The sequence below is a fragment of the uncultured Clostridium sp. genome, assembly GCF_937920395.1.
GTDB lineage: Bacteria > Bacillota > Clostridia > Clostridiales > Clostridiaceae > Clostridium_AD.
This window is the reverse complement of record NZ_CALEVF010000045.1, coordinates 1-18641: the sequence shown is the minus strand read 5'-3', so window position 1 is coordinate 18641 and position 18641 is coordinate 1. Positions and strand designations below refer to the sequence as shown.

Genomic DNA, 18641 nt, shown 5'->3' with positions numbered 1-18641 from the left:
TTATTCACCACCCAACTTTTTAATTACTTTAACAATATCCAAATGAACTGGACATTTTTCAATGCACCTTCCACATCCAACGCATCCATATACACCCTCATTATTATTGGGATAATAAACAAGCTTATGCATGAAACGCTGCCTGAATCTTTCCTTTTGAGTTTTTCTGATATTCCCATGTGCCATAAGCGTAAAATCCGAGAACATACATGAATCCCAGCAACGAAATCTTTCTCCAGATGTATCACCTTTAAAGTCAGAAATATCATAACAATGACAAGTAGGACATACATAAGTACATGAACCACATCCTAAGCATCGCTGACTGAGTTCTCCCCAAATTTCAGATTCAAATAACTCATTAAGCTCTCCCTTTATTTTTTTAGGGTCTAGGTTTACCAAAGGAAGCTCTTTTAATTTATCATTTGTTTCCTCTTGTAATACATTTAATTTGCTTTTGTCCTGCTCAGTAGCATCTTCTAAAAAATCCTTTAATTTCTTTGTTAAATTTTCACCCTTTTGAGTTTCTGGATTCCAAAGTATGCTATCCCCAATATCCCATGTGTTAACATCTACTTCATGCGCGGTTGTTTGTGGCTTAATTCCAAACGAACTACAAAAACAAGTTTCAGAAGGATTAAAACAGGCCATAGAAACGATAGTCCCTTTTTCTCGCCTTTCTTCGTATAAAGTATCTACGGGATCACTTAGAAATACATTATCAAGTAACTTAAAGCTCCTTGCATCACAATGCCTTACTCCAAATAATACATACTCCTCTTTTTTTCCTCCTACATTATCTAGTTCAAGTTTCTTTCCGTCTCTCTTAAACTTTAAGTAGGTTTCACTTTGGGGGAAAATAAAACTTTTTGGTGAAATATTAGTTTTTAATTTTTCTATATTCACCGTATCTCCTTGTTTCCACATATCAAAGTTAACTTTCTCATCCACTTCAATAGGCAAAAACAGTTCATAAGATTCATCAATTTTACTAAAAAGATCAGAAAACTTATTCTTTAATATTTTTTTCATCATTTTTTCCCACCTCCGTGTGATGTAAATGAATCACTATCATCCAGTTTAAACATTCCGATTGGGGCTTGTTTCGTTGGATCTACTCCCGCATCATATTCACCATAAAGTTCATTTATATCTTTCATTATTTTACTGTTCAAGAGGTAAAGCGGTATATTTGCTGGACATACTCTGCTACATTCTCCACAGTCCACGCAACGACCACCAACATGATAAGCCCTAATAATATGATAAAACTGCTCTTCGCTTTCTACATTTGCTTTACCAGATACATCAACCTTATCGTTGTCAAAAATGCATTTTACGCAACTACATGCAGGACATATATTACGACAAGCATTACATCTTATGCATTTTGAAAATTGAGCAGCCCAAAAATCAGATCGTTCCTCATCAGTTAGAGCTTCAAGTTTTTCAACTTCTTTAAATCGTTCTAGTGGATCTACTTCTCTAATTACCGCATCTGACATCATCTGATCATAAACTACAGGATTAGGTCGTCTACATCTAATGCATTTATCATATTCAAATTCCTTTGAGGCACCCTTTTTTTCGCCATCATTTTTCACAAATATAATTTCATCCACAGATCTTTTAACACTTAAAAGGCCTTTATCTAATCCTTCTTTTTTCACTTTTTCAGGATCGATCATACCGGGGCAACCTATTCCATAAACAACAACCTTGCTTCGATCTACCCTGTTATCATTTATAAGTTGATTAAATCCTAGTGAATCGCATCCTTTTAAAAATATACCTACTTTTTTATTATCTTTTAATTCGTTAAGTAAATATTTACTTAAATTATTAACGCAGAAACAATCCCATACTAAAGAATCTACTTTATCGACATCTGTAATAAATACGGGATAAGAATCATCAAATGTATCTCCCTTTTCCCAACCTATAATCTTTTCTACTTCCCCATTTTCTAGGGCTAATTTTGCAGTTTCTCTTATTTTTTGTGTTATCTTATCCATCTTTCATCCCTCAACTTTCTATTAGGGCCAAGTTTATGAACTTTCTCTAATACGTCATTCATAACACTTGAAAATTTTTGTCCCTCGGCTGCTGAAATCCAATCCACTCTAAAACGTTCTTTTTCTATCCCCATAAATACAAGCAAATTTGTCAAAATTGAAAAACGACGTCTTGTATGATAATTTCCAATTGTATAATGGCAATCCCCTGGATGACAACCGGCAATTACTACACCGTCAGCCCCATGTTGGAATGCACGGAGTATAAAGTTTTCACTTACTCTACATGAGCATGGAACTCTAATAATTTTAACATTGGCAGGATAAGCTAATCTGCTTGTCCCCGCTAAATCTGCTCCTGCATAACTACACCAGTTACAACAAAAAGCTACAATTAAGGGTTCAAATTCACTTTTATCTATCCCCTCGATTTTTTCGGCTTCTATCGACATATTGCATCCACCTCCGCTAAAATCTGTTTATTAGTAAATCCTTTAAGATCAATGGCACCAGGACGACAAGCTACAGTACATCCTCCACACCCTTGACAAAGCGCTTCATTTACACTTGCAACTATTTTAGTAACTACATTTCCATTCTCTTTTACCTCAATTGTTTTTGATGAGATTGCATCATATGGACATATTTTAGTACACGCAAGGCATCCACTACAAATGGATTCATCTACTTCTGAAACGCAAGGATTGTTAACCAATTTATCCTTACTTAATACGCCAATTACCTTTGCTGCTGCAGCACTTGCTTGCGCTACTGTCTCTGGTATATCCTTTGGTCCTTGACATGCTCCTGCTAGAAATATTCCTGCAGAATGAGTTTCAACAGGACGAAGTTTTGGATGAGCCTCTGTGAAAAAATTATTTGTATCTGTACTTATGCCTAATATTCTTTTAATTGTAGTTGCATCATCTTTGGCCTTAGTTGCCGCAGCGAGCACTACCATATCTGCATCAATTTGAACTGTCTCTCCAGTAGCAGCATCAATAGCATTAACTTGAAGATTCTCTCCATTTGGAAAAACTTTACCAACCATTCCTTTAATATAATGAACACCATATTCTTCAACGGCTCTTCTCTGGAACTCTTCAAAGTTTTTTCCTGGTGTACGAACATCAATATAAAAAACATAGGCTTCCATATCAGGATAATGATCCTTAAGTAGCATTGCATGTTTTGCTGTGTACATACAACAAATTTTCGAACAATAAGGTTTACCTCTTAAAGTATTGTCCCTTGATCCCACGCATTGTATAAACACTACTTTTTTAGGTACTCTTTGATCAGATGGACATAATAGATGACCTGCTGTTGGACCTGCAGCATTTGTTAATCTCTCAAATTCAAGAGATGTTATTACATCAGGGTGCTGACCATATTGATATTCCCCAAATTTATCTAAACTTATAATATCATACCCTGTGGATACCACTATAGCACCATATTGTTTTGTTATTTTAGTATCAACCTGAGAAAAGTCAACAGCTCCCGCTGTACATACTTTTTCGCAAATCCCACATTTTCCTGTTTTAAACTTGATACAATGTTCTCTATCTATAACAGGTACATTTGGCACCGCCTGAGCGAAAGGCATATAAATAGCCCCTCTGTTTCTTAATCCTTCATTAAACTCACTTTTAGCTTTTTTCGAAGGGCATTTTTCAGTACAGACACCACAACCGGTACACTTATCCATATTTATACTTCGTGCCTTTTGGTTAATGGTTGCTTCAAAGTTTCCCACATATCCTTTAACTGACTCAAGTTCACTGTATGTATATAATGTTATATTTTCATGAGATGCGGCATCTACCATTTTGGGTGTCAAAATACAGGCAGAACAATCGAGCGTTGGGAATGTCTTATCAAGTTGAGACATCTTACCACCTATACTTGGTGACTTCTCAATGATATCAACTTGATAACCAGCCTCAGCAATATCAAGAGCCGTTTGAATTCCAGCTATTCCTCCACCAATAACAAGTGCCCTTTTCGTTACATCTATTTGACCTGGTGTTAGTTCATTATTTAATGTAGCTTTAGCTACTGCTGCCCTAACAAGAGCTATGGCTTTAGGTGTCCCAATCTCTTTATCCTTATGAATCCAAGAACAATGTTCTCGAATATTAGCAACTTCTAATAAATATGGGTTTAAACCTGCTGCCTTAGCCGCTTTTCTAAATGTTGCCTCATGCATTCTAGGTGAACATGATGCTACCACAACTCTATCTAATTTTTTATCTTTTATCGCATTTTTGATCAAATTTTGACCTACTTCGGAACACATATATTGATAGTCTTTAGCATATACAACTCCAGGCATTTTTTGTGCTTCTTTTATGACTTTATCAATGTCTACAGTAGCTGCTATATTACTTCCACACCAACAAACAAAAACTCCAATTTTCTGCAATTTGATTCCTCCTTTAAAAATAACGGTATCATTATTTTAATGTAAAAATTATTTATTGTATTTTCTAAATACGCTTACTATTGCTTGTTGTGGCATTTTATCATCTATTTTTTTAACAATTTCTTCTGCTTTTATTCTATTCGCGCCTGATCTCCTAATAACTATAAGTCTCACTGCCTCTAAAACGTTTGCAATATCTATACTCCTAGGACAACGTTCAGAACATGTGAAACATGATGCACAAGACCAAATCGTTTTACTCTCCATAACCTTGTCTAATTCCCCTGTCTGAAGTAATCTTATAATTTGATGAGGTAAAATATCCATACCTTCGCTTGCAGGACAACTTGCTGAACATTTTCCACACTGGATGCAATCTTGTATCCTCTGCCCACTAATTTGTAAAATTTGCTCTAATTCTTTTGATCTTTTACCAGAATATATTTTCACTCTTTTCATTACACTATCTCCTCCTATCTTATTTAACACCTAAAGCTTCTGCTAAAAGTTCTGTGAAATAGGTAATAGCTAGTTTATGTTTAGCCCCATCATTACTAATTTCTAGGTTATATTTACAAAGAGGACATGCCGTAACAATTTCTTCTGCACCATTTTTTACAGCTGATTGTATTATAGTATTTGTCATTTTGTTTACAAGATCCTTCTGTTCTAAACAAAGGTACCCTCCACAACACTCAGTTCTATATGGATATATAACTGGAATACCTCCTATTGCTGTTATAAAATCTTCTATAATAGAAGGGTTTTCTGGATCATCAAAATTCATGGTACTACTTGGTCGAAGAAGCAAACAACCATAATATGCACCAATTTTACGATTAGTAAGAGGATTTGTAACTTTTTTAGCTAGTTCATCAAATCCGATTTCATCTCTAAGTACCTCTAGATAGTGAAGAACTTGTGTCTCCCCCTCGTATTCTTTTGGCAAGTCCAAATAATTGTTAACCTTGGATTTTATGTCATCTTTGGTCTTCATATCTTCATTTACTCTTTTAATTACGTGATGACATGCTGCACATAAAGTGACTAGCTTTTCACCCTTATCTCTTGCCGCTGCTAGGCTGCGCACTGCGGATAATTTACTAGCTATTTCATCAGTGGCCATAGGATATACCGCACCACAACATTGCCACTCATTTTGCTCTTCTAATTCAAACCCCAAAACTTTAGCAGAATCTAGTGCATACTTTTCTAATTCCTGAGCTTTCGTCTTTAACGTACAACCTGGATAATAACTATACTTCATATTTTTCATCTAGACTTTCAAATAGATCTATAAGTCTAGACTTGCACCTCCCTTCAATTTATTAATTTTTAAATAGTAGTTATTAAAAAATGTCTATATTATTTGTTAACGTTTATCTCGTAAAAATGATGAAGTTTCACTTAACTTCTTGTTAAAATTATAACATGTATTATTCTAAATTTAAAATACCATTAAACTATGATATAATAGTATTTGTCTATTATAAAGATCTATCTTATAAATTCACTATATCAAAGTATCTTTTATCTTGATTTATGGGATATATCTACATTTATCAACAAATAAGTATTTTTTATCTTTTTAATATTATATACTGCGATATATTTTTTTTGTTAAAATTATAACACTTTTCATTATAATTAAAAAATATAAATTTTAACTATAATATCATAGCTAAAATTTATAATTAGGAGGATAAGTTATGGAATTAAGACAATTACAGTATTTTCAGATGGTTTGTCAGTTAAATAGTATTACACAAGCTGCAAAAAAACTTTACGTAACTCAACCTTCTGTTACCAATTCCATTAAAAACTTAGAAAACGAACTGGCCTGTGTACTCTTTGACAGATCTAAAAAGCAACTTTTCCCCACAGTTGAAGGAAAAGTTTTTTTAAAGAGAGTCGACGAGATTTTAAAACTAGTGGATACCGCCACTACCGAAATGAAGGATTATCAAGATCTTAAAAAGGGCATACTTACAATAGGCGTTCCCCCAATGATTGGTACCTTTATATTTCCTATAGTATTTATTAAATTTAAACAATTATACCCAAATATCAAACTTAATATTACAGAATATGGATCTATTGAAACAAGACAAATGATAGAAAAGGGAGACTTAGATTTAGGTCTTATTATAGGTGACTCCCATAATAAGATACTAACTTCCTTGCCTATTTTAAATAGTGAACTTTTAGTTTGTTTAAAAAAAGAACATCCGCTAAGGAAAAAATCAACTATTACATTTGAAGATATTAAAAACGAACCTATTATCCTACTAAAAGAAGGCTTCTACATAAGGGAAAAAATATTAGAATCTTTTAATGAAAAACATGTACAACCTAATATAATTTTATCCTCAAATCATTTAGAAACCATTAAGGGACTTGTTATAAATGGAGTTGGAATATCTTTTTTGTTAAAGGAAATTGTTGAGGATAATGATAAAATAACAAAAATCCCATTAAAAACTACTATTCCTATAAAAATTGCTCTCGTTTGGAGAAAAAATTGTTGTTTATCCGCTGTTGCAAAAACATTTATAGATTTTTTAAATGCAAACCCAGTAACCGATTCTAAGAATTTAGATTAAGTTAACATAAATACACACCAAATCAGATAAAAAATACCACAAAATAGAATTTTTTTCTATTTTGTGGCTACCAGTTAATCTAAAACCTAAGATTGTAATTCCCAAATGTACTTTCCTAATTTATTGATATATCCAATTCTTTTACCTATTTCAACCCTTGCAATTCCATCAGTAAATTCATAAGCTTCTTCAAAAATTGGTTCTATAATTATTTCACCTTGGCAATCTATGTAACCCCATAAATCCCCTATTTGAGCAGCTATTAAACCCTCACTCATAATATCTATATCCTCAAATTTTGTTGGTATTGTGATGTTTCCATTTTTATCGATACAACCATATTTTTCATTTTCACAAATTACAGCTATGCCTCCATAAAATTTGTCAGCCCACTCAAATTTAGGTTTTATAATAATCTCTCCTGTACAATCTATATATCCGTATTTCTCTCTTATTTCAATCGGTGCTAATCCTTCATTAAATTCAGAGCAAACATTATATCTAAGTGGTATAATTATTTCTCCATCTTTGTCTATATACCCATACTTTCCCTTAGCACAAACGCATGCTATTCCACTAATAAATTCATTAGCATAATCATAAACTGCATCTATTATAACTTTGCCTGCCTTATCTATATATGCTATCTTACCGCCTATTTGCACTGTGGCCAATCCGTCACTAAAATCATTAGCATCCAAATATTTTGGTGGTATTATTTCCATGCCTTCATTATCTATGTATCCCCACATATAACCACTCTTTACTGCAGCTCTACCTTCAACAAAGAAATTAGCTTCCTCGTATTTAGGTTCAACTACTAGTTTGCCACTTAAATTAATATATCCATTTTTATCTCCTAATTTAATTGCAGCAAGCCCCTCATTAAATGGCATAACTTCATCATATTTAGGCTCTATTACAAACTCTCCAATCCTATTTATAAAACCATACTTATCATCTATACTAGCTATTGCTAAGTCCCCCTCAAACTCCAAAGCATAATTAAATTTGTTTTCTATAACTACATTGCCTTTAATATCTATATACCCATATCTTTTCCTAAATTTCACTGGATATAAATTGTTCTCATTGTTCATAAATAAACCTTCCTTTCACTTCTTGAAAACCAGTTCAAAAATTATATATAAACTAAATACAATATCATTATACACTGAACTGGTTTAAATAAGTAATTAGATATCACTACTTTATATGTAGGTTTTTAAATATTACTATAAAATAATGTTTACAGGGCAATGATCTGATCCCACTACATCATTTAAAATAGAAGCTTCCTTAAGTTCGCCTATTAAATCCTTTGTTATAAAAAAATAGTCAAGACGCCACCCTGCATTTTTTTCTCTAGCCTTAAATCTATAACTCCACCAAGAATATTTTACTTCTTCTGGATGAAGATATCTGAAAGTATCCACATAACCGTAAGATATAAATTTATCCATCCATTCCCTCTCTATAGGTAAAAATCCTGAATATTTTTCATTTGCCTTTGGATTTTTAAGATCAATAACATTATGAGCGGTATTATAATCTCCACAAATAATTAATTTTTTTCCTTTTTTCCTTAAACTTTCACAGTAAGATAATAATTCATCATAGAATTCCATTTTATAACTTAATCTATCCTCATCTTTCTGACCATTAGGAAAATATATATTGAAAAGTGTAAAATTTTCGAATTCAGCTATTAATACCCTACCCTCATTGTCGAATTTTTCTATTCCAATCCCACGTATAACCGATATTGGTTTTTGCTTAGTGTATATAGCAACTCCACTATAACCTTTTTTCTGCGCACAACAAAAATATGAATAATATCCTTCTACATTCTTAAGTTCATCACTTATTTGGTCTTCTTGGATTTTTGTTTCTTGCAAACATAAAACTTCTGGCTGCTCAATTGTTATCCATTCAATAAATCCTTTATTTTTTATGGCTCTTATGCCATTTACATTCCACGAACAAATTTTCATAAAAACACCTTCCTTGTAAAATTATTTTATATAAATAACTAGCTATATAATTATTGTTTACTAATTTTTATCTAACATGTGAATTTTCTAATATAAATATAACATACTCTTAAGTAATATAAAATTATTTGTGTTTTTTCTTTAAATTTATATAATTACTATCACCCTTATGATTAAATAAGAATACTATTATAGTGAAAGGTGGTGTTATTCATGGATTATAGAGAAAAATATAATGGAAACAAAGAAGAATTTTACTTCTTTTTAAAGGATGAAATTATAAAATTGTTCAAAGGTAAACTCAAAATAGATGGACATCTTGTTAACATACCAGATGATGAAAATTTAGATTACCAATTCGAACTTGATAGTAATAAAAATTATGGTGATTTTACAATTAAAGTTAATTGGGGAGAAAAACCTAGACAAACTGAAACTATTAAAGAAGATTCTAATCTCTATGAAGAATTTAAAGAAAACTCTAAACAAGCAGAAAAGTTCAAAGATAATTCAAATACAAATAATGACGGCATGGAAATAACTACTAATGCAACCTTTGATTATTAACCTTTCAGAAAGGGATATTACTTTATTATTTAAAGTAATAGCCCTTTTGCTTATTTATTTGGATTTGTAATGTTTTAACTGACTATAAGGCCTATGCAATGTTATGGTATAATAAAAATATAGTTATTTACTATAAAATAAATATAAAAGTAAGAGGTATAAAATGATATTTGCTAGATTAGCTAAAATAATTGAATATATGTATAAGTTACATTATAGAAACTTTAAGTTGTATTTTAATCCAATAAAAACTCCATTATATGAGCCTATAGTAAAAAATTCTATTCATTGGGTAGGCCATGCTACTGTAGTTATTAATTTAAATGATAAAATTATAGTAACTGATCCAGTAACTAGTTTAAATCTTGGTGAACTAAGAAGGTTAGTTAAACCATCTTTAAATTTAGCGTCCATTAATATTGATTACCTACTTCTTTCTCATGGTCATATGGATCATATGAATTATTCAACTCTTAGGAAAATAAATAAAAGTGCTATTGTCATTGCTCCTGAAAATTTAAAAATTTCTTTAAAAATTTTAGGTTTTAAAAATATAGTACTTCTAAAACATAATGAATCGTATTGTGATAGATACATAAAAATAAAGGCACTAAAAGCAAATCATGATGGAAGACGATATCCTTGGGGCGCTAAAGCTGAAAGCAACTCCTACTTAATTGAAAGATGCCTTAAAAAGGTCTTTTTTGCCGGTGACACAGCTCTCACTGATGCATATAAAGGTTTAGTATCAGATGTAGCTATTATGCCTGTAGGCTGCTATAAACCTGATGAATTTCAAAAGATGCACTGCTCCCCAGAGCAAAGCTTTGAAATGTTTAAAATGACAAAAACTAAAATAATGATACCTATTCATTATAAAACTTATATTTTAGCTCAAGATAAGGATGATGATACTATTAATACATTAAAAAGAATAAATGATGGAAGTATAAAAATTATCGATGTAGGACAAACTGTAAAATTTTAAATAACATAAAAGCAAGCATAGAACCCAAACCTTAGGTCTATACCTGCTTTTCAAAGAAATAAATCTTCAATATCATTTTGATTCATCTGTGATAAGAACAATTCTGCTCCTGTTTCATCATTAATAACACTCTGAGTAATTTCTTTTTTCTTTTCTTGAAGCTTAAATATTTTTTCTTCTATAGTCCCTCTTGCTATTAATTTTATAACCTCTACTGTTTTTTTCTGCCCAATTCTATGAGCTCTATCTGTTGCTTGTGCTTCTACAGCCGGATTCCACCATGGATCAAAGTGTATAACCATATCTGCACCTGTGAGGTTTATACCAGTCCCCCCAGCTTTTAGAGAAATTAAGAATATTTGAGACTCACCTTCATTAAAACTCTTCACCATTTTGACTCTTTTTTCTGCTTTTATTGAACCATCAAGATACATATAGTTTATCCCCTTATCATCTAACCTACTTGCAATATTCTTTAACACTCTTGTAAATTGAGAAAATATTAATATTCTATGACCTTGCTCTAAACTATTATCCAAGATTTCATCTAAAGCTTCCATTTTGCCACTACCTCCATTATAATTTTCTATAAAAGTAGATGGATCGCAACATATCTGCCTTAGCCTTGTTAATATTGAAAGTACTTTAAACTTACTTTTATTAAATCCTTTCTCCCTAACGTCTTCTTCTAGTTCTCCTTTAGCATCCTTTAAATAAGCTAAATAGATCTTCTTCTGCGCCGGTGTCATTTCCACTGAAATCCTATGTTCTATTTTTGCTGGTAAATCTTTTGCAACTTCAACCTTTGTTCGCCTAAGTATAAATGGTTTTACATGATTATTTAATTCCTTTAAGGCATTTGCATTTCCATCTTTCACAATTGGTGCTTCATATTTTTTTGAAAAAGCACTATGATTTAACATATAACCTGGCATTATAAAATCAAAAATCGACCAAAGTTCAGTAAGAGAATTTTCAATAGGTGTTCCCGTAAGTGCAAATCTGCCTACGGCATTCAAACTTTTTACAGCCGCAGCATTTTGAGAATTAAAATTTTTAATAAACTGGGCCTCATCTAAAAAACAATACCTAAATTGAATCTTTTTATACTCCTCAAGGTCTCGCCTTATAAGAGCATACGATGTTATAATCACATCATAGTCCTTTATGTTTTGTTTTTGTTCTTCTCTCTGACGTTTATTCCCGGATATTACTATACAATTTAGTGTTGGTGAAAACTTTTCTATTTCATCCTTCCAATTATATACAACTGAAGTTGGACATATTACTAGTGTTGGTTGTTTTTCATCATTCTCCTCCACTTCAGACTGAATAAATGCTATAGCTTGTAGCGTTTTTCCAAGACCCATTTCGTCAGCGAGTATTCCTCCGAACCCACATTTTGCTAGAGTTTTCAACCATTTAAATCCAACTTTTTGATAATCTCTCATTATATTATCTAAAGAACTTGGAATTGTTACTTTCAATTCCTTTGTATTTTTTAAATCATGAACTAACTCTTTAAATTTTTTATTTGTATCAACAAAATCTATTTTTTCTCGTTTTAATTTTTCTTCTATGTATAAAACATTATATTTAGAAAGTAGAATTTTATTTTTTGAAATATCTTTATCTTTTATATTTAGATACTCTATCATTTGGGCAACTTTCAGTAAATTATTGGAATTTAGCAATACAAAACTTCCATTTTTAAGCCTATGATACTTTCTCTTTTCTCTTAGTGAAACAAAAATATTCTTAAGTTCAATATTATCTACACCTTCAATACTAAAATTGAATTCTAATAGATTATCTTTATTAAGTGTAATATTTGACTTATATCCAGAATTTCCATGAACACTAATTTTTTTAAACTCCTCAGAATAATAAACCTCTGCCATTTGCTGAAGCTTTGCGAGCCCTGAAACCAAAAACTCTAAAAGTTTTTCCTCATCTAACATTTCAAAACTATTATTCGTACGAACAAACCCAGCTTGATCAAATTGATTTATAATACTCATTTCTTTATCCATATCTCTTATAAGTGTTCTTCCCTCTTGTGTTTTGTTATCTTTACTATTAAAAGGGTCTATTTCAACATTTCCATATTTGAAAGTTAAAAGAGCCTCAACATTTTCAGACTTCTTTTCAAAATAAACAATTGGCTTAAGTTCTTTTATATAAAATTCATTTTTAAGTGACATATTTATATCAACTTTATTACTTATTTTATTTAATGTCGGAAGTACAAATGATGCTACATCATCTTTCTCTTCTTCATAAAATTCTATGCAACCATTTTTTTCATCGTTAAATCTATTATAAAAGGGCATATAAGAATCTCTTTGTGCAACTGGTGGCTCATATATCTTTCCTTCATAAAAAAAGAATTCACCATCACTAGTTAATGAAATAGGCATATTACCCTTCTGCTCTAGTATAAATTTATTTTCTTGCCTATTTATATTAAACTCTAGAGGCATAGGTTCCTTTTCTATGTGTATATTAGTAAAAGTTTCACCTTTTATAACAACAGTTAAATCTCTATTGTATAAGTACTTTAATAATCTTTTAATCATACTATCTGTAAAAAAAGCTTTTTTACCTGAAAGAAACTTTACTGCATTACTCTTATATGTGTTAGCTGACCCTGCAACAGATTGAAGTTCACCTGCTTCTTTAAAAAGCTCTATTATATTTAGATCTTCGTCTTTAAAAGAATGCAAACACGGATCATATGTAAATTTCTTCCCAAATTCCATAGGCTCAAAACTTTTATTATAACAAATTAAGAATTCTTTTATGTTCTTAACTACGTATTTCTTTTCCTCACCAATCTTTAAGCTCACAAATGATTTTGTGTTATCGCCTCTAGATTCGTGCTCATATTTTATTTCTATATTTAAGTATATTTTTGATCTTTGAGCTACATTTATGCTATTAGTAATTTGTTTAATTAGATTATTTGTTTTAATCATTTTCTTCACTTTAATAATTTGTTCTTTCTCATTAACATACTTTAATAACGTAGCCACAACATGTTTGCACATATTTCTTCGTCCATAATAACCAAAACTATATTTATTGCAATCACAATTATAGTTTATAAATAAATCCACATTATCAAAACTAACGTCTACTTTATATAAATCAAGATTTGGTAACTCTACATTTGAAGTTATGGTAGTCCGTGTATTTTCTTCTGGTTTATCTATATCTTCTATTTCCACATCTATGTCCTTAACTTTATTATTTAAATAATAATTTTTACCGACAATATAAGTCTCTTTATCAGTATTTTCTAGTATTATCTCTTCATTAACATCAATATTATCATTCAAAAATTTCACCCCTCAAGTTTTCTAGTTCTTGGTGTATGTGTGTTTCTAAAAAATATTTTCAGATAAATTATCATTTTCAATCTTTAAATAAATAAAAAATAATCCTAGCAAAATAAATTTATGCTAGGATTACTTATATTCATCATATTAAAAAACTATTATTCTTAATTTGATTAAATTTTTGGCTAGAGTGGCAGGATTCGAACCTGCGAATGCCAGAGTCAGAGTCTAGTGCCTTACCGCTTGGCTACACCCCAATAGAAAATAAATGGTGACTCCTAGGGGAATTGAACCCCTGAATCCACCGTGAGAGGGTGGCGTCTTAACCTCTTGACCAAGGAGCCATATTAGCTATTTGCGCTAGTAGTTATTTGCACTACGAGATATAGTATACCTCGGAATGCAGCATATGTCAAATAAATATTTAAAATAAATAATTTTATACTTTTTTATACATTATTAATATCACTATTTTGTTCAACTTATGCTTATACCATTTCAGCAAATTATAATAAGTTCATAAGTCTTATTATATTTTCAGATGTTTTTTCAACATTTTCCTTTCCATTAACTAGAGCTTCCTCCATAGAAGTTACTCCTTGCATGATGCCAAATATTGAATCTATTCCACTTTCATACAATATATCTATGCCTTCTCCAACCCTTCCGGCGAGTGCAATCACTGGCTTATTGTGTTTACTAGCAACTGCTGCAACACCAAAAGGAGTTTTTCCATATTGAGTTTGATAATCTATACTTCCTTCTCCAGTCCAAACCATATCTGCATCTTTTACTTTTTGTTCTAATCCAGTATATTCAATTACCATTTCAATACCTTTTTTCAAAGTACCATTTAAAAATGCCAAAAGTCCAGCCCCGAGACCTCCTGCTGCTCCAGCACCTGTTTCATCTATAACATCTTTACCAAATTGTTTTTTTATTATATCTGCATAGTGTTTCAAATTATCATCTAATATTTCTATCATTTCTTTGGTGGCTCCCTTTTGTGGACCAAATACATTAGAAGCTCCTTTTTCTCCACAAAGTGGATTGTTAACATCACAAGCTACTTCAATTACAACTTCTTTTAAGCGAGGGTCAAAATCCTTTAAATCAATGCTATTTAGTTTTCCTAATTCTCCACCACCAAAACCTAATTCATTCCCCTGATCATCTAATAATTTTCCACCAAGTGCTTGTACAACTCCCGCTCCGCCATCATTTGAAGCACTTCCACCAATACCTATTAATATTTTTTTTACTCCATGATTTAAACAAGCATTTATAAGCTGCCCAGTACCATAAGTTGTTGTTAATAAAGGATTTCTTTGCCTTGCAGGTATTAGCTGTATTCCACTGGCACTAGCCATTTCTAATATGCCTACTTCTCCTTGTCCTAAAATGCCGTATTGTGCTTCTACCATATTTCCAAGCGGTCCAACTACTTTTAAAGAATATACTTTTCCATTAGTAGCATCTACTAATGACTGCATAGTTCCTTCTCCTCCATCAGCCATTGGAACGTGTACACAGGTAATATTATTATTCGCTTTTTTTATTCCTTTTTCCATTGCTGTGCAAACTTCTTTTGCTGTCATACTTTCTTTAAAAGAATCCGGTGCTAATACAATAACTAAATTTTGTTTCATAAATATCTCTCCTAGCTTAACTTATATTTTTATTAGATAAATAAGTATTAATCTATACTATCATACATTTGTTAATAATGTTAAAATTAAACACCTAACTTAACAGGTTTTAAGTTAGGTGTCTTATTTATAATGCAAGTAATATTTCTTTTTTTATTTCATTGAATTTTTCTGATGTAACTATATCTTTTGTTCGAGTTTTAGGCAAATCAACTATTATTTCTGCTTTTATTGTTGCTGGTTTATCTGATAATACATATATTCTATCAGATAAGAATACGGCTTCTTCAATATCATGTGTTATAAAGATGATGGTAGCTTTAAGTTCCTTAATTACATCTAGAAGCCAAGAATGCATTTTAGACCTTGTAATAGCATCTAATGCGCCAAACGGTTCATCTAACAGCATAATATCCGATGATGCCATATATGTTCTAAGCAAAGCGGCTCTTTGCCTCATCCCTCCTGAAAGCTGAAAAGGATATTTATATTCAAAACCAACAAGTCCAAAAACTTTAAAATATTCAAGGACCTGTTTCCTTGCCTCTCTTTTAGCTTTGCCTTTTATAACAAGAGGTAGAGTTACATTATCAATAATATTTTTCCATGGAAGAAGCAAGTCCTTTTGGCGCATATAACTTACTTTTTTAAGTCGACTTGAGCATTCTTCACCATCAATTATGATCCTGCCCGCATCTTGAATCATAAGACCTGATATAATATTAAAAATGGTACTTTTACCGCTTCCACTTGGTCCAAGTAGGCTTACAAATTCATTCTCATTTGCATAAAATGAAACATTTTTTATTATATTCATAGATTCAAAATTTTTTTCTATATTTTTAACAACTAATTTTATATTATTATTTTGGTAAGTACTCATTAGTAAATGCCTCACTCGCCTTCATATCTTTTGGTATAAGCTTTCTGTCCAAAAGGAATTTAGTGTAATTATCCCAAACCGATGTTTTCATTACGCCCCATTTTTTAGATTCAGCTTTATACTGATTCTTCATATATTTTTGACTCTCAAGAGCTAATTTTTTATCTGTCTCTGGTGCATTTTTTACTAATATTTTAGCACTTTCTTCAGGGTTTGCAATGCAATATTCATACCCTTTTGTAGTTGCAGCTAAAAATTTTCTTACTGTTTCCGGATCCTTTTTTAGCTTATTTTCATTAGCTATAATTACTGGCGTATAGTAATCTAAATCTGAATTTAACTTACCAATATCAATGTAATCAATCGGTATATTTTTGAGCTTAGCTTCTATACCTGTCCAACCGTAGAATATCCATTCAAAATCAATATTTTTCTTAGTTACAGCAAAGAAATCATCTGTACCTGCATCAACTATCTTTAGTTTTGAAAAATCAGCATTGTCTTTTTCCATTATTGCTTTTAATATAGCAGACTCAGAGGGCGAACCCCACCCCCCATAAGTTTTCCCTTCAAAATCCTTAGGTGATTTAATATTCTTTGCCTTAGGTGCAGCAAAACCAGATGTATTATGTTGAATAATTGTAGCTATAGCTTTTACTGGAAGTGGCTCTTTAGCCGTTCTTGCATAAGTCACATCTTCTTGATAGCTTACACCGAAATCTCCTTTACCTGCAGCAATTAAGCTTGTTGTACTTCCCTGTGCTGGCTGAATAATTTCCACATCAAGCCCTTGCTCTTTATAATATCCCTTATCTTTTGCAACATATAAACCCGTATGGTTGGTGTTTGGTATCCAATCTAAAATAACAGTAATTTTTTTTAATGTAACCTCCTTTTTCGAATTATCTTTTTTAACACCACAACCCGTAAACATAACTATGACCATTGAAGTCGCTAATAATAAAGCAATTGATTTTTTTAACATAACTTTACCCCCAAATATAATAATATGTACCGTTTATTTTTATCTATTGTTTTCATTTGAATTTCGAGCCCAAGGAGTTAAAATATATTGTAGTAAATACAGAAGTCCAAATAATGCCATGCTTAATATTACTATAATTATTATTACAGCAAAAACTTTATCAAGTGAATATGAATTTTTGGCTCTAATCATATATACTCCAAGACCTTTATCTCCTCCTAGCCATTCACCAATAACTGCACCCATAATACTATATGTGGCAGCTATTCTAAGACCTGAGAAAAAATTAACGGTAGAAGATGGTAGTTTCACCATTGTAAAGATTTGAAATTTGCTGGCTCCCATAGTCTTTAGGAGGTTTACCATATCATTATCAACAGACTCTAATCCATCAATCAAACTAACAACTATTGGAAAAAAGCATACCAACACTACAACTACTATCTTAGGCATTATCCCAAAACCAAACCATATTATAAAAAGTGGCGCTAGGGCTATTATAGGAATAGTTTGAGATACTACTATAATTGGATATAAACACTTTTTAACAAGTTTTACATTATCCATTAGTATAGCTAAAATTAATGCAAACACAATTGATATCGTAAACCCAATCAATGCCTCATATAAAGTTGTGTAAATATGGCTAGTAATGTTTGGTAATATATTAACTAAAGTAATAATAATGTCTTTTGGTGAAGGCAATATGTACTGTGGAACCTTCCACTTGTCTACAGCTACCTGCCATATCAAAAGAATTACTATTTGAAAAACTATAGGTATAATCTTATTTTCTATATTTATATATTTTTTCATTCATTGTCACGCCTTCAGCCTTATAATCAATTTTCACTACAGATAGTACTCTAGATGCTCCACTCGCTACACAAATTTCTTGAGCCTTCTCTACGATTTCGAGCAGTAGACTTAATTCTCCCTCCATGGTGGTTTCCATTGGCCCTACCTCATATTTCACTCCTCGCGACTTAATATACTCTATAACCTTATCCACCACTGGATAAATTCTATTCTCTGTTACAACTGGAATAACTTGAAGACTTACATTTACAACTGGCATGGTAATTCCCCCTCGTATATTTTTTTGTAAAACCTTATTTAATATTTGTTAAGACAAATCGAGTAGGAGCTAAATAATTAGTTTATTTAGCGACCTCTCACACCACCGTG

The 18641-nt window shown here is 31.4% G+C and carries 17 protein-coding genes and 2 tRNA genes; 3 read left to right on the top strand and 16 right to left on the bottom strand.

Annotated elements, in window-relative coordinates; translation table 11 throughout:
* From Q0649_RS05310 to Q0649_RS05285, 6 genes are read right to left on the bottom strand one after another with little or no spacing between them, the layout of a single operon-like run.
* On the bottom strand, positions 1 to 1035 hold the full coding sequence (locus Q0649_RS05310) for a 4Fe-4S dicluster domain-containing protein (RefSeq protein WP_367179353.1): 1035 nt from the start codon (positions 1033 to 1035) through the stop codon (positions 1 to 3).
* On the bottom strand, positions 1032 to 2015 hold the full coding sequence (locus Q0649_RS05305) for a 4Fe-4S dicluster domain-containing protein (protein WP_298838412.1): 984 nt from the start codon (positions 2013 to 2015) through the stop codon (positions 1032 to 1034). The genes Q0649_RS05310 and Q0649_RS05305 overlap by 4 nt, the downstream gene beginning before the upstream one ends.
* Positions 2003 to 2467: a hydrogenase iron-sulfur subunit gene (locus Q0649_RS05300; RefSeq protein ID WP_298838409.1), complete on the bottom strand. Its 465-nt coding sequence runs from the start codon at positions 2465 to 2467 to the stop codon at positions 2003 to 2005. Before Q0649_RS05300 ends, Q0649_RS05305 begins: the two co-directional genes overlap by 13 nt.
* Complete coding sequence (locus tag Q0649_RS05295) at positions 2458 to 4443, bottom strand: CoB--CoM heterodisulfide reductase iron-sulfur subunit A family protein (RefSeq protein ID WP_298838406.1); 1986 nt, start codon at positions 4441 to 4443, stop codon at positions 2458 to 2460. The genes Q0649_RS05300 and Q0649_RS05295 overlap by 10 nt, the downstream gene beginning before the upstream one ends.
* A gap of 48 nt (positions 4444 to 4491) precedes the next feature.
* On the bottom strand, positions 4492 to 4902 hold the full coding sequence (locus Q0649_RS05290; RefSeq protein WP_298838403.1) for a 4Fe-4S dicluster domain-containing protein: 411 nt from the start codon (positions 4900 to 4902) through the stop codon (positions 4492 to 4494).
* 19 nt (positions 4903 to 4921) lie between these two features.
* The gene (locus tag Q0649_RS05285) at positions 4922 to 5719 is read right to left on the bottom strand and encodes a CoB--CoM heterodisulfide reductase iron-sulfur subunit B family protein (protein WP_367179352.1); all 798 of its coding nucleotides are present in this window, start codon (positions 5717 to 5719) and stop codon (positions 4922 to 4924) included.
* A gap of 433 nt (positions 5720 to 6152) precedes the next feature.
* Between Q0649_RS05285 and Q0649_RS05280 the strand changes: the two genes are divergently transcribed.
* The gene (locus Q0649_RS05280) at positions 6153 to 7046 is read left to right on the top strand and encodes a LysR family transcriptional regulator (RefSeq protein ID WP_298838400.1); all 894 of its coding nucleotides are present in this window, start codon (positions 6153 to 6155) and stop codon (positions 7044 to 7046) included.
* 86 nt (positions 7047 to 7132) lie between these two features.
* Here Q0649_RS05280 and Q0649_RS05275 read toward each other — a convergent pair whose 3' ends face one another.
* Positions 7133 to 8146: a WG repeat-containing protein gene (locus Q0649_RS05275; RefSeq protein WP_298838397.1), complete on the bottom strand. Its 1014-nt coding sequence runs from the start codon at positions 8144 to 8146 to the stop codon at positions 7133 to 7135.
* Between the two features lie 135 nt (positions 8147 to 8281).
* Complete coding sequence (locus tag Q0649_RS05270; RefSeq protein ID WP_298838395.1) at positions 8282 to 9040, bottom strand: exodeoxyribonuclease III; 759 nt, start codon at positions 9038 to 9040, stop codon at positions 8282 to 8284.
* Positions 9041 to 9253: 213 nt separating this feature from the next.
* Here Q0649_RS05270 and Q0649_RS05265 point away from each other — a divergent pair, with 213 nt between their 5' ends.
* Together Q0649_RS05265 and Q0649_RS05260 are read left to right on the top strand one after the other, a co-directional pair.
* Entirely contained in the window at positions 9254 to 9607 is a 354-nt protein-coding gene (locus tag Q0649_RS05265) for a hypothetical protein (protein ID WP_298838392.1), read from the top strand.
* A gap of 163 nt (positions 9608 to 9770) precedes the next feature.
* Positions 9771 to 10595 carry an MBL fold metallo-hydrolase gene (locus tag Q0649_RS05260; RefSeq protein WP_298838389.1) on the top strand — a complete coding sequence of 275 codons (825 nt, stop codon included), beginning with the start codon at positions 9771 to 9773 and terminating at the stop codon, positions 10593 to 10595.
* A gap of 50 nt (positions 10596 to 10645) precedes the next feature.
* Here the strand turns inward: Q0649_RS05260 and Q0649_RS05255 are convergent, their stop codons facing one another.
* From Q0649_RS05255 to Q0649_RS05220, 8 genes are all read right to left on the bottom strand, one after another.
* Complete coding sequence (locus Q0649_RS05255; protein ID WP_298838386.1) at positions 10646 to 13936, bottom strand: SNF2 helicase associated domain-containing protein; 3291 nt, start codon at positions 13934 to 13936, stop codon at positions 10646 to 10648.
* A 182-nt stretch (positions 13937 to 14118) separates the two neighbouring features.
* A tRNA-Gln gene (locus Q0649_RS05250) sits at positions 14119 to 14193 on the bottom strand.
* Between the two features lie 12 nt (positions 14194 to 14205).
* A tRNA-Glu gene (locus tag Q0649_RS05245) sits at positions 14206 to 14280 on the bottom strand.
* 162 nt (positions 14281 to 14442) lie between these two features.
* On the bottom strand, positions 14443 to 15585 hold the full coding sequence (locus Q0649_RS05240) for a glycerate kinase (protein WP_298838383.1): 1143 nt from the start codon (positions 15583 to 15585) through the stop codon (positions 14443 to 14445).
* 127 nt (positions 15586 to 15712) lie between these two features.
* On the bottom strand, positions 15713 to 16468 hold the full coding sequence (locus tag Q0649_RS05235) for an ABC transporter ATP-binding protein (RefSeq protein WP_298838381.1): 756 nt from the start codon (positions 16466 to 16468) through the stop codon (positions 15713 to 15715).
* Positions 16449 to 17453 (bottom strand): ABC transporter substrate-binding protein, encoded by a 1005-nt coding sequence (locus Q0649_RS05230; RefSeq protein WP_367179351.1) that lies wholly within the window; start codon positions 17451 to 17453, stop codon positions 16449 to 16451. Before Q0649_RS05230 ends, Q0649_RS05235 begins: the two co-directional genes overlap by 20 nt.
* Positions 17454 to 17492: 39 nt before the next feature.
* Positions 17493 to 18269 (bottom strand): ABC transporter permease, encoded by a 777-nt coding sequence (locus Q0649_RS05225; protein WP_298838378.1) that lies wholly within the window; start codon positions 18267 to 18269, stop codon positions 17493 to 17495.
* Entirely contained in the window at positions 18241 to 18531 is a 291-nt protein-coding gene (locus tag Q0649_RS05220; RefSeq protein ID WP_298838375.1) for a thiamine-binding protein, read from the bottom strand. The genes Q0649_RS05225 and Q0649_RS05220 overlap by 29 nt, the downstream gene beginning before the upstream one ends.
* Positions 18532 to 18641 lie beyond the last annotated feature (110 nt).